Source organism: Mesorhizobium sp. M1078 (genome assembly GCF_040318615.1).
In the GTDB taxonomy this organism is placed as follows: Bacteria; Pseudomonadota; Alphaproteobacteria; order Rhizobiales; family Rhizobiaceae; genus Mesorhizobium.
Map to the genome: position 1 here is coordinate 133,871 of NZ_JAMYMP010000004.1, position 13,035 is coordinate 146,905.

At 62.3% G+C, this 13,035-nt stretch carries 14 protein-coding genes; 9 read left to right on the plus strand and 5 right to left on the minus strand.

Going from position 1 to position 13,035, the window contains the following annotated elements:
* Positions 1 to 103: 103 nt before the first annotated feature.
* Positions 104 to 886, minus strand: coding sequence for a formyl transferase (locus NKH38_RS08385; protein WP_352904338.1), 783 nt, complete (start codon positions 884 to 886; stop codon positions 104 to 106).
* A gap of 110 nt (positions 887 to 996) precedes the next feature.
* Positions 997 to 1,572 (minus strand): DUF4893 domain-containing protein, encoded by a 576-nt coding sequence (locus tag NKH38_RS08390; RefSeq protein WP_023670399.1) that lies wholly within the window; start codon positions 1,570 to 1,572, stop codon positions 997 to 999.
* An 11-nt stretch (positions 1,573 to 1,583) separates the two neighbouring features.
* Between NKH38_RS08390 and NKH38_RS08395 the strand changes: the two genes are divergently transcribed.
* Positions 1,584 to 2,222: a hypothetical protein gene (locus tag NKH38_RS08395; RefSeq protein WP_023739090.1), complete on the plus strand. Its 639-nt coding sequence runs from the start codon at positions 1,584 to 1,586 to the stop codon at positions 2,220 to 2,222.
* 15 nt (positions 2,223 to 2,237) lie between these two features.
* On the opposite strand, the gene NKH38_RS08400 is transcribed toward NKH38_RS08395, so the two are convergent.
* A complete protein-coding gene (locus NKH38_RS08400; protein ID WP_352762319.1) occupies positions 2,238 to 2,879 on the minus strand; it encodes a DUF1638 domain-containing protein in 642 nt (213 codons plus the stop codon).
* 65 nt (positions 2,880 to 2,944) lie between these two features.
* On the opposite strand from NKH38_RS08400, the gene NKH38_RS08405 reads away from it, so the two are divergent.
* Complete coding sequence (locus tag NKH38_RS08405; protein ID WP_023688117.1) at positions 2,945 to 3,085, plus strand: entericidin A/B family lipoprotein; 141 nt, start codon at positions 2,945 to 2,947, stop codon at positions 3,083 to 3,085.
* Positions 3,086 to 3,173: 88 nt separating this feature from the next.
* On the opposite strand, the gene NKH38_RS08410 is transcribed toward NKH38_RS08405, so the two are convergent.
* Positions 3,174 to 3,872, minus strand: coding sequence for a cobalamin B12-binding domain-containing protein (locus tag NKH38_RS08410; RefSeq protein WP_352762315.1), 699 nt, complete (start codon positions 3,870 to 3,872; stop codon positions 3,174 to 3,176).
* A 260-nt stretch (positions 3,873 to 4,132) separates the two neighbouring features.
* On the opposite strand from NKH38_RS08410, the gene NKH38_RS08415 reads away from it, so the two are divergent.
* The 7 genes from NKH38_RS08415 to NKH38_RS08445 all read left to right on the plus strand — a co-directional run bounded on the left by NKH38_RS08415 (position 4,133) and on the right by NKH38_RS08445 (position 11,996).
* Positions 4,133 to 5,707, plus strand: coding sequence for a trimethylamine methyltransferase family protein (locus NKH38_RS08415; protein WP_023670403.1), 1,575 nt, complete (start codon positions 4,133 to 4,135; stop codon positions 5,705 to 5,707).
* Between the two features lie 89 nt (positions 5,708 to 5,796).
* Positions 5,797 to 6,483, plus strand: a complete 687-nt coding sequence (locus tag NKH38_RS08420) for a hypothetical protein (protein ID WP_023691016.1) — start codon at positions 5,797 to 5,799, stop codon at positions 6,481 to 6,483.
* Positions 6,484 to 6,587: 104 nt separating this feature from the next.
* The gene (locus NKH38_RS08425) at positions 6,588 to 7,325 is read left to right on the plus strand and encodes a dienelactone hydrolase family protein (RefSeq protein WP_352762313.1); all 738 of its coding nucleotides are present in this window, start codon (positions 6,588 to 6,590) and stop codon (positions 7,323 to 7,325) included.
* Between the two features lie 95 nt (positions 7,326 to 7,420).
* A complete protein-coding gene (locus tag NKH38_RS08430) occupies positions 7,421 to 8,599 on the plus strand; it encodes a BaiN/RdsA family NAD(P)/FAD-dependent oxidoreductase (protein ID WP_023700323.1) in 1,179 nt (392 codons plus the stop codon).
* 215 nt (positions 8,600 to 8,814) lie between these two features.
* On the plus strand, positions 8,815 to 9,375 hold the full coding sequence (locus tag NKH38_RS08435) for an RNA polymerase sigma factor (RefSeq protein ID WP_023696454.1): 561 nt from the start codon (positions 8,815 to 8,817) through the stop codon (positions 9,373 to 9,375).
* A 2-nt stretch (positions 9,376 to 9,377) separates the two neighbouring features.
* Positions 9,378 to 11,489: a vWA domain-containing protein gene (locus NKH38_RS08440; protein WP_352762311.1), complete on the plus strand. Its 2,112-nt coding sequence runs from the start codon at positions 9,378 to 9,380 to the stop codon at positions 11,487 to 11,489.
* 240 nt (positions 11,490 to 11,729) lie between these two features.
* On the plus strand, positions 11,730 to 11,996 hold the full coding sequence (locus NKH38_RS08445; protein WP_023753429.1) for a hypothetical protein: 267 nt from the start codon (positions 11,730 to 11,732) through the stop codon (positions 11,994 to 11,996).
* An 8-nt stretch (positions 11,997 to 12,004) separates the two neighbouring features.
* Here the strand turns inward: NKH38_RS08445 and bmt are convergent, their stop codons facing one another.
* On the minus strand, positions 12,005 to 13,027 hold the full coding sequence (gene bmt, locus NKH38_RS08450) for a betaine--homocysteine S-methyltransferase (RefSeq protein ID WP_352762309.1): 1,023 nt from the start codon (positions 13,025 to 13,027) through the stop codon (positions 12,005 to 12,007).
* Positions 13,028 to 13,035 lie beyond the last annotated feature (8 nt).

Genomic DNA, 13,035 nt, shown 5'->3' on the forward strand with positions numbered 1-13,035 from the left:
GGATGCGCAGTGGGGCTGCTTGTTATGGGACGACGCGCGCGCATTCAAAAGCGACGCTATTGGAAGTCGCAAAAAGAAAGGCGAGATTCCGAGGGAAGGCTGGCTACCAAACCCGCTTGGTCAGGCCGGTCCAGAGATAGAACCAGATCGTCGGATGGTACCATTGTTTCGACGGCAGGCCGGGGTCGATCGTGACAAGCTTGCCGTCCAAGGCACCGCGGACCGCCTCGACGCAGATGTCACGCGAGAACGCCGCCTGGCGCAACGCATAGCTCGAAATAGTGTCGCCGGGCTCCGGCTTGCCGCGCGCCTGTTTCAACACGCCGCCGGTGTCGACGCCGGCGTCGACCAGATGCACGGTGGTGCCGAAATTCTGGAGATCGCCGGAGGCCAGCGCCCAGTAGCCGCCATTCATGCCGCGGTATTTGGGCGCGATGCCGGCGTGGTAGTTGAGCACCGGGCAGGGCATTTGCGCCAGCGTCTGCCGGGACAAGAGCCGGCAGCCGGCGAGCAGCACCACGCCCGGGCGGATGTCGGCGATCGCCTGCAGGCAATCGGCTGCGTTGGCGGAGGAGACGTGGATGATCTTTTGTCCCGGCTTCGGCTCGGTCTCAAGCTTCTGATCGGCGATGAGCCGCTCTGCGTGGCCAGCGAAGAAGCGCTTGCCGAGCCTCGTCAACACCATCGTGCCGAGTTGACCGATGGCCGAAAACCAGCCCTGGCGGCTCGCCCGGCCGAGCAGCAATTGTTTCTTGGATTCAGGGCTTTCGAGGATGACGCTGACAGGGTCGTGCTGGTCGGCGATGGCATTGACGATGGCCCAGATGTGCGGCCCGCCTTCGGTGACGATGACGATCGCAGCACTTTTTTCAACCGCTGATGCCATGGCGCGCTTTCTTGCCGGCGCGCAACCATTTGCCGTGCGCTGCCCGGCTCAATTCTGTGCCGGGCGAGGTTAAATCTTGATGACCGCCCGGCCAGCGAGAGACCAACGGATCAGCGCTTGAACTCGATGATGTCGAGTTTCGATTCGTAGTAGGGCGCCGGGAATTCGATGCGCCATTCATTGGCGCTGGTGCGGAAGGCATAGCCGACCTGGTCGCTTTCCGGGCCGCTGCCATAGGGTTTTGGCTTGTTGTCATTGACATAGCCGGAGCCGAGATAGATCGCGCGTTTTTCGCTATCGTCGAAGAAACGGCCCTTGGTGCGTTGCGAGCCGCTGACCTTTTCCAGCTGCCAGCCGGAGCCATCGTCCGTGACCTTGCACTTGAACCAGCCATAGATGACCAGCGGGCCGGTCAGGCCCACCTTGATGGTTCGGCATTGCCAGTTGCCGCTCAGGTCCTTGTCGGAAAAGGCCACTATCGGCTTTGCCAGCAGCGCGTCGAGTTGGCTGACCTCAGCCGGGTCTCCCGCTTTTGCCTCGGCCAGCGCCGCCTTGCGGGTCTCGCCATATTTGTCGAGGCGAACCTTGTCGGCAGGCGTGATGATCTTCTGCACCTCGCCGTCGGCGCGAGCGGGCAAGACGAGGCAGAGGAGGCCAAGGGCGGCGAGCAGGACGCGAGGGGTCATCGGTGGTATCCATGTTGGCGCGGCTGGAGCAGCCGATTCTATCTTCCAGTGCACACTTACCCATTCGCGGCGGCCTGTCATCCGTGCTTAAACAGCGGTATGTTCCGCGGGAGGTGCGCGTGGGGGTTACAATCCATTTTGAGGGACAACTGCGCGGAGAGGAACAATATGTTGCGCTGTTGCAGGAAGTTGAAGCGCTTGCCATCGCTCGAGACTGGCGATTTCGGCCGATAGACGAGGCCGAAATGGTTCTCAACCGGGTCATCGACGAACGCAGCGTTGACTATATCGGCCCGGTCTTGGGGATAGAATGCCTGCCGCATCCCAAGTCGGATCGCCTAAGGTTCGAGTTCGACAGGGACCTCTTCATGCAGCAATATTGCAAGACCCAGTTTGCGGGGTCGGAGGCGCATATCGAGATCATCGAGTTGCTTCGCAAAGTTGCTCCTTTTTTCGACAAGTTCGACGTCTTCGATGAAGGCGAGTACTGGGAACTGGGCGACCGCACAATTCTGCAGGTCAATCTCGACACAGTCGACGCTCTGCTTGCAGAGGCTTTGCGCAAGGATCCAACTGCAAGAGGGCCGATCCGGTTAGACAACGGCCGCGTTGTCGATTTCGTGTCGGATCCGCAACCGGAGAGCAAATAATCCGAAGTCGGGCGCCTAACGCAATTCTTCTGGATGTGCCGCCACCCGCGCCAATTCAGTCGTCAGGTCGCCATAGCCCGTCGAGCGGCGCTCATAGGCGAGGCCAAGCATCTTCGCGGCCTTCTCGGCGACCTTATCGAGTTCCGGATCGTCGGTCTGGGCGATGTAGATCAGCTTCTGGTAGTTGCCGAAATAGTCCTTGATCAGCTCCGGGTGCTTGTCGAGGCCGAGCGGCTTCATGAAGAAGGCGTCGAACTGGCGGCACAGGAAATCGGTCATGTAGAACGACATCATGTCGTCGTCGGCGACCTTCGCATAGACGTCCATGCCCTGGTAGAAGGCAAAGCAGTGCGGCCCGGCCATGCGCTCGACGCCGTGCTTCTCCAGGACCCGGTCGAGCATGCCGCCGGTACCGCAATCGGCATAGCCAACGAAGATGTTGCTATAGCCTTCCGCCTTGGCCTTTTCGATCGCCTTGTCCATCGCCGGTGCGATGCGGTCGGGGTAGAAATGGAACTCCGCCGGCAGGCAGGTCAGGTCGAGATGGTCGAGCTTGAGCTGCTCCTTGACGGCCAAAACTTCGCGCGCAATCATTCCGCAGGCGATGACCAGCAGCCTGTCGTCCTGATTCGGTTTCGTTTTTTGCATTCTGGCCATGGAACCTGGTCGAAGCGGCCTTCGTTGCTGTGGGGCGAATCTATCGAGAGAGGGATAAACCGTCCATGAAACTGTTACGCGTTGCGCCGATTGCAATCCTTGCCTGCATCCTGGCGCTTACGGCCTGTGCCAACACCGTCCGTGGTGTCGGCCGGGATATCAAATCGACTGCGAAAGCCGTCGACGACACCGTCACCAAACCCTGACGCAGCCATCCGTTCCAATAGCTGGAACAAAAAAGCCGCGCTGCAAGGCGCGGCTTTCGATTGTGGCCCAGACGCCTTGCGTAACAGATCAGGCTGAAGCGCGCACGTTATGCTTGCGCTTCATGAAGTCCTTGGCGGTCTCGACCGCCACAGCCGCGTCGCGGCAATAGGCATCGGCGCCGACGGCCTTGCCGAATTCCTCGTTCAGCGGCGCGCCGCCGACCAGGACGACATAGTCGTCACGGATGCCCTTTTCCTTCATCGTGTCGATGACGACCTTCATGTAGGGCATGGTCGTGGTCAGCAGCGCCGACATGCCGATGATGTCGGGCTGGTGCTCTTCAATCGCTGCCATATATTTCTCGACCGCATTGTTGATGCCGAGGTCGATGACGTCGAAGCCAGCGCCCTCCATCATCATGCCGACAAGGTTCTTGCCGATGTCGTGGATGTCGCCCTTGACGGTGCCGATCACCATCTTGCCCTGCTTGGGCGCGCCGGTGGCGGCGAGCAGCGGCCGCAGGATGAACATGCCGGCCTTCATGGCGTTGGCCGACAAAAGCACCTCGGGAACGAACAGGATGCCGTCGCGAAAATCCTCGCCGACGATGCGCATGCCTTCGACTAGCGCCTCGGTCAGCACCTTGTAGGGTGCCCAGCCGCGCTCGAGCAGGATGTTGGTGCCTTCCTCGATCTCTTCCTTCAACCCGTCATAGAGATCGTCGTGCATCTGCTGCACCAACTCATCGTCGGAAAGCTCGGAAAGGATGATCTCGTCGTCGGCCATTTTTCTCGGGCTCCTTGCCGCGCGGATGCGATCACGGCGGCTTAAAATAATCGCGTCAATACCTAACCCGGCGGGGGCAGGTATCCATAGCTGATTTGCGACTTCCCGCAAAAGGAAAGCGACCGCAAATCTATTGGAATTCTTGTCGATTTTGCGACAGGCGTTGGCGCTGGCGGGCCGTTTCGAATAGGGTGCATGGCTACGATCCGGGCGAGAAGCCGCCATACGCGGCCGCAAACGGTTTTTAGGGAAAAACGATCATGAGTGAAAACGCGTCAGTCGACCAGGAAGCGTCCAATGCGCGACGTGGACGTGCTGCCAGCGGCGGCGCGGCTGCAAGGCGGGCGGCGCGCTCGGGCGGCGGACCGGGCACCCAGCTCACCTATATCAAGCGCAAGATCAACATCTATGAGGTCCTCAACGAGGAAGGCCTGGCGATTATCGAAAACAACACCGATACGGTGCTGGAAGAGATCGGCATCATCTTTCGCGACGACGCCGAGGCGCTGCAGCTTTGGAAAGAGGCGGGCGCCGACGTCAAGGGCGAGCGCGTGCATTTTCCCAAGGGCCTCTGCCGCTCGCTGCTGAAGACCGCGCCGCCCATCTACACCCAGCATGCGCGCAACGCCGAACGTTCGGTGCAGATCGGCGGCAACGCCACGGTCTTCGCGCCGGTCTATGGTCCGCCCTTCGTGCGCGATCTCGACGGTGTCAGGCGCTACGCGACGATCGAGGATTTCCGGAATTTCGTGAAGCTCGCCTATATGGCGCCGTCGATTCACCATTCGGGCGGCACGGTTTGCGAGCCGGTCGACGTGCCGGTCAACAAACGCCATCTCGACATGATCTACAGCCACATCAAATATTCGGACAAACCGTTCATGGGTTCGGTGACGGCGCCAGAGCGGGCCGAAGACACCGTCGCCATGGCCAAGATCGTGTTCGGCGACGATTTCGTCGAAAACAACACCGTGCTGACCAGCCTGATCAACGCCAATTCGCCGATGGTGTTCGACGAAACCATGCTGGGCGCGCTGAAGGTTTATTCGCGTCACAACCAGGCTTGCATCGTCACGCCGTTCATCCTTGCCGGCGCGATGAGCCCGGTCACGGTGGCCGGCACGCTGACGCAGGTTCTGGCAGAGGTGCTGGCCGGCGCCTCTTTCACGCAGTTGATCCGTCCCGGCGCGCCGGTGCTGTTCGGCACCTTCGCCTCGTCGATCTCCATGCAGTCTGGTGCGCCGACCTTCGGCACACCGGAGCCGTCGCTGGTTTCCTACGGCGCCGCACAGCTTGCCCGCCGGCTCGGTCTGCCGTTCCGCACCGGCGGCTCGCTCTGCGCCTCCAAGGTTCCGGATGCGCAGGCCGCCTACGAGAGCGCCAACACGCTCAACTCGACCATTCTTGCCGGCACCAATTTCGTCCTGCATTCGGCCGGCTGGCTCGAAGGCGGACTGGCGTCCTGCTACGAAAAATTCATGATGGACATCGATCAGCTCGGCATGACGCAAAAGTTTTCCGAAGGCGTCGACCTCTCGGAAAACGGCCAGGCGATGGACGCCATCCGCCAGGTCGGCCCGGGCAGCCACTATCTCGGCTGCGACCACACCCAGGCCAATTTCCAGACCGCCTTCTACCGCTCCAGCATCGCCGACAACAATTCCTACGAGCAGTGGCTGGCCGAGGGCGAGAAGACAGCGCCGCAGCGCGCCAACGAACTCGCCCGCCGCTGGCTGGAGACCTATGAGGCGCCGTATCTCGATCCGGGCATCGACGACGGGCTGAAGGACTACATCGCGACGAAGAAGGCGTCGATGGCTGACGCCTTCACCTGAAAGGAGCCCGAGTCAGGCGGGGCTAAAGTCGCCAACATCATCCACAAGGAAGTCTGGCGGAGCGCTTTCTCCGACCCGGACAAGAAGGGATGATTGCGCGGCGCCGGGCTGACGAGATAGCGGCCGCGCTTTCCGCCGACGGCCTCATCCTGCGCGGCGGCTTCAATTTCGCAACAAGCGAAACGCCGCCGCATGGCCCTTCAGTTGCCCCCGCTAAATCCGTGCTGTTGGTGGGGCAGGCGGGAGCGGCACCCTGGCCGCATTTCCTGCGCTGGCGCGACCGGCAACCGCAAACCATTGCTAATCCGCTCGACACATGGTCGCGCGCAGTGATCGGTGCGGTGGCGGAGAAATTCGGCGCGCGCGCCGTTTCGCCTTCGGACAGACCTTATCTGCCGTTCCAGCAATGGGCGATGCGAGCGGAGGGGCTGAGACCGTCGCCGCTGGGCATCCTGATGCATCCGCAGTACGGGCTCTGGCATGCCTATCGCGGCGCGTTGCTGTTCGAGGATGAGATCGCGCTTCCTGAACGTCGCGAAGCGATTCACCTTTGCGACGCCTGTGTTGCAAAACCTTGCCTGAAATCCTGTCCGGTTGACGCCTATTCCGCGGATGGTTTCGCTCATCAGGCTTGCCTGGCGCATGTGCGGGGATCGAAGGGCGAACCATGCCGCGGCGGCGGCTGCCTCGACCGCAACGCCTGTCCGTATGGCACGGCCCATCGCTATCCGCCTGAGGTTCAGGCCTTTCACATGACGGCGTTTGCCGGCCTGTAGCCGGGTCGAAAGCCCGCACAAAGTGTTGAACGGGATTGTCAGGGAACGGCTTGCCCTGACGGTGCCTGCTTATATGTATCGCACGACATTTAACGGAGCGGGCCATGGCGAAGCAGGACATTGAGATCAAGACCGGGGACGGCGTGGCGAAAGCCGGGCTGTTCCGCTCGGCGACCGCTTCCTCGTCCAGGGCCGGCATCATTCTCTATATCGACGCTTTCGGTCCGCGACCGGCGCTCGACGCAATGGCGGAACGGCTGGCAGGCGAGGGCTATGCCGTGCTGGTGCCGGATCTTTTCTATCGCAAAGCACCCTACGGGCCGTTCGAGCCCAAGACCGCTTTCGTCGTCGAGGAGACCAAGGTCGCGCTGACGGCGTTGGTCCACGGCACGACACAGGACATGACCATCCGCGACAGCAGGGCGTTCCTCGACACGCTTACCGCTGAAGGTGTCACCGGACCGGTCGGTGTCGTCGGTTACTGCATGGGCGGGGCGCGGGCTTTGAATGCGGCTGCAACCTATCCCGATCGCATCGTGGCGGCGGCGAGCTTCCATGGCGGCAATCTGGCCAGCGATGCCGCCGACAGCCCGCACCGCAAGGCCGCAATGATCAAGGCGCGCGTCTATGTCGGGACATCGGGCGTCGACCGCAGCTTTCCGCCGGAGCAGTCGGCGCGGCTGGTCGAGGCGCTGCGCGTGGCGGAGGTCGACCACGCCATCGAAAACTATGCCGGCATGGCGCATGGCTGGTGCGTGTCGGACCACAGCGTCTTCAACGCGGCCGGCGCCGAACGTCATTGGAAGCGACTGACGACGCTGTTCGCCGAGACGCTGATCTAACGAGGCGTTGCCTGAAGTCGCAACGAACGGGTAGAGACTGCACGATTGGCGCGGCCTGTTAAAACAGCGCCAGTCGAGCGGGAACGAACAGCCTGATGCAATCCTATGATGTCGTGGTGATCGGCGCCGGTGCGGCCGGAATGATGTGCGCCATCGAGGCGGGCAAGCGCGGCCGCTCGGTCCTGGTGCTCGATCACGCGGCAAAGCCCGGCGAGAAGATCCGCATCTCCGGCGGTGGCCGCTGCAATTTCACCAACATCCACACCAGCCCGAAGAATTTCATCTCCGGCAATCCGCATTTCTGCATTTCGGCGCTCAGCCGCTACACGCAAGGCGACTTCATCGCGCTCGTCGAACGCCATGGCATTGCCTATCACGAGAAGACGCTGGGACAGCTGTTTTGCGACGGCTCGGCGCGCCAGGTCATCGACATGCTGGTTTCCGACATGCAGGATTGGGGTGTGGAACTGGCGTTGTCGACCGAGGTGAGGAACGTCAGCAAGACCGCGGACGGGTTTGTGCTGACGCTCTCCGCTGGCAGCGTCGCTTGCAGCTCGTTAGTCGTGGCTTGCGGGGGCAAGTCGATCCCCAAAATGGGCGCGTCCGGTTTCGGCTACGAGCTTGCGGCGCAATTCGGCCTTGCGGTGGTGGAAACACGGCCGGCGCTGGTGCCGCTTACCTTCGACGCAAGAACGCTGGAGCGGCTGGCGCCTTTGGCCGGCAATGCCGTCGATGCCGAAGTCGCCTGCGGCAAGACGCGGTTTTCAGAAGCGATGCTGTTTACGCATCGCGGCTTGAGCGGGCCTTCCATCCTGCAAATATCGTCCTATTGGCGCGAGGGCGACGAGATCCGCATCGCCATGCTGCCGGGGAGGGATGTGGCGGAACTGCTTCGCGCCGCCCGGCGCGTCAACGGCAGGCAAGCGGTGCAGACGGTGCTTGCAAACCATTTGCCGAAGCGCCTTGCGCAAGCAGTCGCCGAGCGCAGTGGGATCGATGGCAATCTCGCTGATTTGACAGACCTGCAAATGAAAACCGTCGAAGCCGCCGTCAACGACTGGCGCATCAAGCCGGCCGGCTCCGAGGGTTACCGCACGGCGGAAGTGACGCTTGGCGGTGTCGATACCAACGGGCTCGATCAGAAGACGATGCAGGCGAAATCCGTGCCGGGGCTGTTTTTCATCGGCGAAGTCGTCGATGTCACGGGCTGGCTGGGCGGCTATAATTTTCAGTGGGCTTGGTCGTCCGGCTGGGCCTCGGGCCAGGTGTGCTGATATTCAGGTGAGGCCGGCCTGCAAACGACGGCTTTCAGTGCTTCCGGTGCTCGCGTACCAAAAGTACGCTCCACTCCGGTTCTCGAAATCCATCGATTTCGGCTCGGCCTCACCTGAATCTCAGCGCACCTGTTGCGCGTGCATCCGTCGCCTCGGAAAAAAATCTTTCCATAACCCCAAGGATTGGCCATTAGCCTTCGTCCAACAGGCAAATGATGGCGATGATGCTGGATGAAAGCGAAGCCTCCGACGCCGAATTGATCGGGCGGGCGAAGGGCGGAGACAGGGGTGCCTTCGGCAAATTGCTGGAGCGGCACTACGACTTCGTCTATCGCGCCGCCTATCGCTGGTGCGGAAAGAAGGCCGATGCCGAAGACATCGCCCAGGAGGTCTGTGTCCGTCTCGGCAAGGCGATCCGCGACTACCGCGGCGGCGGCGCGTTTACGACATGGCTCTATTCCGTGACGCTGAACGCGGCGCGCGACATGATGCGCAAGACGACGCGCGAAAACGTCAAGACCGAGGCTTTCGGCGCCTACAGCATGATATCGGGAGAGGCATCCGCCGAGCCCGAAGATCCGACTGAGGCGCTCTGGGCAGCGGTGCGGCAATTGCCGGACAAGCAGCGCGATGCAGTACTTCTGGTCTATGGCGAAGGTTTGAGCCATGCGGCCGCCGCCGAGGCGATGGCAATCTCGGAGACGACGGTTTCCTGGCACATCCATGAAGCGAAGAAACGGCTGAAGACGTTGATGCGTTCAGCCGGGGAAGTGTGACCATGGTCGACGACAACGAACTCAACAGGCTGCGCGACGCAGCAGTACCGGCGCCGGGCGAGAGCGCGAAGACACGCGCCTTCGAAGCCGCCATGCGCGCTTATGATCAGGAAAATATTTCTGCCGTCACCCAAGGATCGGTCGGCGGGCTTCGTCTCACAGAGCGAGCACAAAAGCTCTGGAGCGAGATCATGCAAAAGAAACTCATCGCCACGCCAGCCATTGCCGGGCTCGTCGCCCTGCCGATCGCCGGATACGCCACCTTCCACATCCTGAGGGAACAGCCGTTGCCGTTCGGTAGCGACGAGAAGATCACTGAGACGCTGGCCGACAAGCCGGCAACCAATGGGCCGGCGATCAACGCGCCGGTAAAAGAAAAGCAGGCGCCTGAAGGCGACAAGAAGGCCGACGCCGATGTGCGAAGCCGCGACACCACTACGACGCTTACGCCGCCCGCGCCGCCGAAGCCCGAATCGACCGTTGCTGTCGCCCCTGCGCAGCAGGATGCGCTGGGGCGCGGCGTGTTGGCCGAGCCTGCGCCAGTTGAGAGCCGCGAGTTTTCGCTTGACGGCACCGCTGCTCCGGCCGGCGGCGCGCGGGTCGACCGCATGGCCGGCGCGACCGAGTCCAAGTACCTGGCGCAGCCTTCGACGATGCCGGCCGACCAGATAGCGCCGCAGGAGCCAAACCGCGACCGCGTCGAGGATTTCAAGACCAATCCGGTGCATGCAGCCCTTCAGGATCCGGTCTCGACCTTCTCGATCGACGTCGACACCGCTTCCTATTCCTTCGTCCGCGGCTCGCTGAAGCAGGGCTACCTGCCGCAGGCCGACACGGTGCGCGTCGAGGAGATGGTCAATTACTTCCCCTATGACTGGAAGGGTCCGGACTCGGCTTCGACGCCGTTCAACTCGACCGTAAGCGTCATGCCGACGCCGTGGAACGGGCACACCAAGCTGATGCACGTCGCCATCAAGGGCTTCGACATCAAGCCGGTCGAGCAGCCGAAGGCCAATCTGGTGTTCCTGATCGACGTCTCGGGTTCGATGGATGAGCCGGACAAGCTGCCGCTGCTCAAGTCGGCTTTCCGGCTGCTGGTCAGCAAGCTCAAGGCGGACGACACCATCTCGATCGTCACCTATGCCGGTGACGCCGGCACCGTGCTGATGCCGACCAAGGTCACCGAGAAGGACAAGATCCTCAACGCTATCGACAATCTGCAGCCGGGCGGCTCGACGGCCGGCGAGGCGGGTATCAAGGAAGCCTACAAGCTTGCCCAGCAGTCCTTCGTCAAGGACGGCATCAACCGTGTGATGCTGGCCACGGACGGCGACTTCAATGTCGGCCAGACCGATGACGACGATCTGAAGCGACTGATCGAGCAGGAGCGCAAGACCGGCGTCTTCCTGTCGGTGTTCGGCTTTGGACGCGGCAATCTGAACGACCAGATGATGCAGACCATCGCCCAGAACGGCAACGGCACCGCCGCCTATATCGACACGCTGGCCGAGGCCGAGAAGGTTCTGGTCGAGGATGCTTCCTCGACGCTGTTCACCATCGCCAAGGACGTCAAGGTCCAGGTCGAGTTCAATCCGGACAAGGTCTCGGAGTACCGGCTGATCGGCTATGAAACCCGCGCCTTGAACCGCGAGGACTTCAACAATGATCGCGTCGATGCCGGCGATATCGGCTCCGGTCATTCGGTGACCGCCATCTACGAGATCACGCCGAAGGGCAGTGGCGGCGAGCAGATGGATCCGCTGCGCTACGGCCAGGCGACGGTCAACAATGGCGGTGTCGCCAATGCCGACGAATATGCCTTCGTGAAAATCCGCTACAAGCTGCCGAACGACGACGTCTCGAAGCTGATCACCACGCCGGTGACGTCGGCCAACGAGGTCGCGTCCTTCGACCAGGCCAGCACCGACCAGCGTTTCTCCATCGCTGTCGCCGCCTTCGGCCAGAAGCTGCGCGACGAGGATGCGACCGCGAAGTTCGGCTACGACAAGATCATGGAGATTGCCACCGCCGCCCGAGGAGCCGACCCGTTTGGGTACAGGTCCGAGTTCCTTTCGCTTGTGCGCCTTGCCTCGGCGCTCGGCGGTAACCGGTAGTGGCAATACAGCCGGTTCCTTTCAGACGGGGGTCGTTCTGATACGGGGAACCGGCTACGGGCGGGTGAGGCAGGCCGGCGGGGGAAACCCTGCCGGCCTTTTTTCGGATCGATTGATCCGAAGCGCACAGATGATCCGCCTGATCGTTAAATTGCGCGGCTTTTCCGGAACGCCATCGCAATGCCCTGCTATTATTGCATGGGGTCGGGACTGGGCTTGGGGAGCCGGGAATTGCAGATCATGAACATTGGAAACACGACGCCGGCGGTGAGACACACGCAGGCGTCGGGAACGCTGTCGCCAGAATCCAGGCGCATCATGGATGACGTCGACGCAGCCCGGAATACCGCAAAGTCGGCGCTGACCAATGACCGCTTTCGTGTCATGCTGGAGCAGATCGGCAATCCGCAGTCGTCGGGTGACCTGGTGACGATGAATGAAAGCGCCGACAGCACCGCCCTGGATTTCAAGACGGCGCTATCGCGTTACGCTGAAAACAGCGAATAAGTTCGATATCAGGCCCGGGTGCGGCGGCGTTCGCGGCGGGCTTCGCTGGTCTCGGCGGTGTTTTCCGTCGCCACCTTGTTGCGCATCGGACCGATGCGCTCGACGATCGCCGCGACGGTCGGGCGTTCGGATTTGGTGTGCGCGTCGAGCGCCTTGCGCATGGCGGCAAGGTGCTGGAACGACGTGCCGCAGCAGCCACCGATGATCTTCGCGCCGCCATCCACCGCCAGCCGGACATAGTCGGCCATCAGCTCCGGCGTGCCGGAATAATGGATCTCGGTGCCACGAAATTCGGGAATGCCGCAATTGCCCTTGACGATCACCGTCGCTTCCGGCTTCGCCTCGGTCATGTCGAGCAGCGAGGCCAGGATGTCGGAGGCGCCGACACCGCAATTGGCGCCGACACCGAGCGGCGTCTCTGAAAGTCCGTCGGCGACGCCGTGGATATCCCTGGGCAGCAGGCCCATCATGGTGCGGCCGGCAGTGTCGAAGGAGCCGGTATAGGTGTAGGGCAGGCCGACGCGGATGGCGGCTTGCGCCGCGGCGCGGATCTCGTCCGGCGCCGACATGGTCTCGATCCAGGCGACTTCGGCGCCGCCTTCCTTCAAGCCTTCGATCTGTTCGGCGAAGGCCTCGACCGCCTCGTCATAGGTCATGGCGCCGAGCGGCACCAGCAACTCGCCGGTCGGACCGACCGAGCCGGCGACGATGACTTTCCTGTCGGCCTTGTCGGCGACCGCGCGGGCAATCTCGGCGGCGCGCTTGTTCAGCGCATGCACGCGGTCCTGCGCATGATGCAGCTTCAGCCGGTGGCGGGTGCCGCCGAACGAGTTGGTGAGGATGATATCGGCGCCGGCGTCGACGAAATTCTGGTGCAGGCTGGTGATGGTGTCGGGCGCTGCCTCGTTCAGCAACTCCGGCGCTTCGCCGGCCTCCAGACCCATGGCGAACAGATTGGTGCCGGTGGCGCCATCGGCGAGCAGCACGCCCTTTTCGGCCAGCAGAGCATCGATGGGATTGTTGGCGGGCATCGGATCGA

Bases quoted from the DNA above. Each gene is read 5' to 3' on its own strand.
- NKH38_RS08410 (WP_352762315.1), bottom strand. From the start codon at position 3,872: ATGGCCGACGACGAGATCATCCTTTCCGAGCTTTCCGACGATGAGTTG.
- NKH38_RS08420 (WP_023691016.1), top strand. From the start codon at position 5,797: ATGATTGCGCGGCGCCGGGCTGACGAGATAGCGGCCGCGCTTTCCGCC.
- NKH38_RS08435 (WP_023696454.1), top strand. From the start codon at position 8,815: ATGGCGATGATGCTGGATGAAAGCGAAGCCTCCGACGCCGAATTGATC.
- NKH38_RS08385 (WP_352904338.1), bottom strand. From the start codon at position 886: ATGGCATCAGCGGTTGAAAAAAGTGCTGCGATCGTCATCGTCACCGAA.
- bmt (WP_352762309.1), bottom strand. From the start codon at position 13,027: ATGCCCGCCAACAATCCCATCGATGCTCTGCTGGCCGAAAAGGGCGTG.
- NKH38_RS08440 (WP_352762311.1), top strand. From the start codon at position 9,378: ATGGTCGACGACAACGAACTCAACAGGCTGCGCGACGCAGCAGTACCG.
- NKH38_RS08425 (WP_352762313.1), top strand. From the start codon at position 6,588: ATGGCGAAGCAGGACATTGAGATCAAGACCGGGGACGGCGTGGCGAAA.
- NKH38_RS08390 (WP_023670399.1), bottom strand. From the start codon at position 1,572: ATGACCCCTCGCGTCCTGCTCGCCGCCCTTGGCCTCCTCTGCCTCGTC.
- NKH38_RS08405 (WP_023688117.1), top strand. From the start codon at position 2,945: ATGAAACTGTTACGCGTTGCGCCGATTGCAATCCTTGCCTGCATCCTG.
- NKH38_RS08445 (WP_023753429.1), top strand. From the start codon at position 11,730: ATGAACATTGGAAACACGACGCCGGCGGTGAGACACACGCAGGCGTCG.
- NKH38_RS08395 (WP_023739090.1), top strand. From the start codon at position 1,584: ATGTTGGCGCGGCTGGAGCAGCCGATTCTATCTTCCAGTGCACACTTA.
- NKH38_RS08415 (WP_023670403.1), top strand. From the start codon at position 4,133: ATGAGTGAAAACGCGTCAGTCGACCAGGAAGCGTCCAATGCGCGACGT.
- NKH38_RS08400 (WP_352762319.1), bottom strand. From the start codon at position 2,879: ATGGCCAGAATGCAAAAAACGAAACCGAATCAGGACGACAGGCTGCTG.
- NKH38_RS08430 (WP_023700323.1), top strand. From the start codon at position 7,421: ATGCAATCCTATGATGTCGTGGTGATCGGCGCCGGTGCGGCCGGAATG.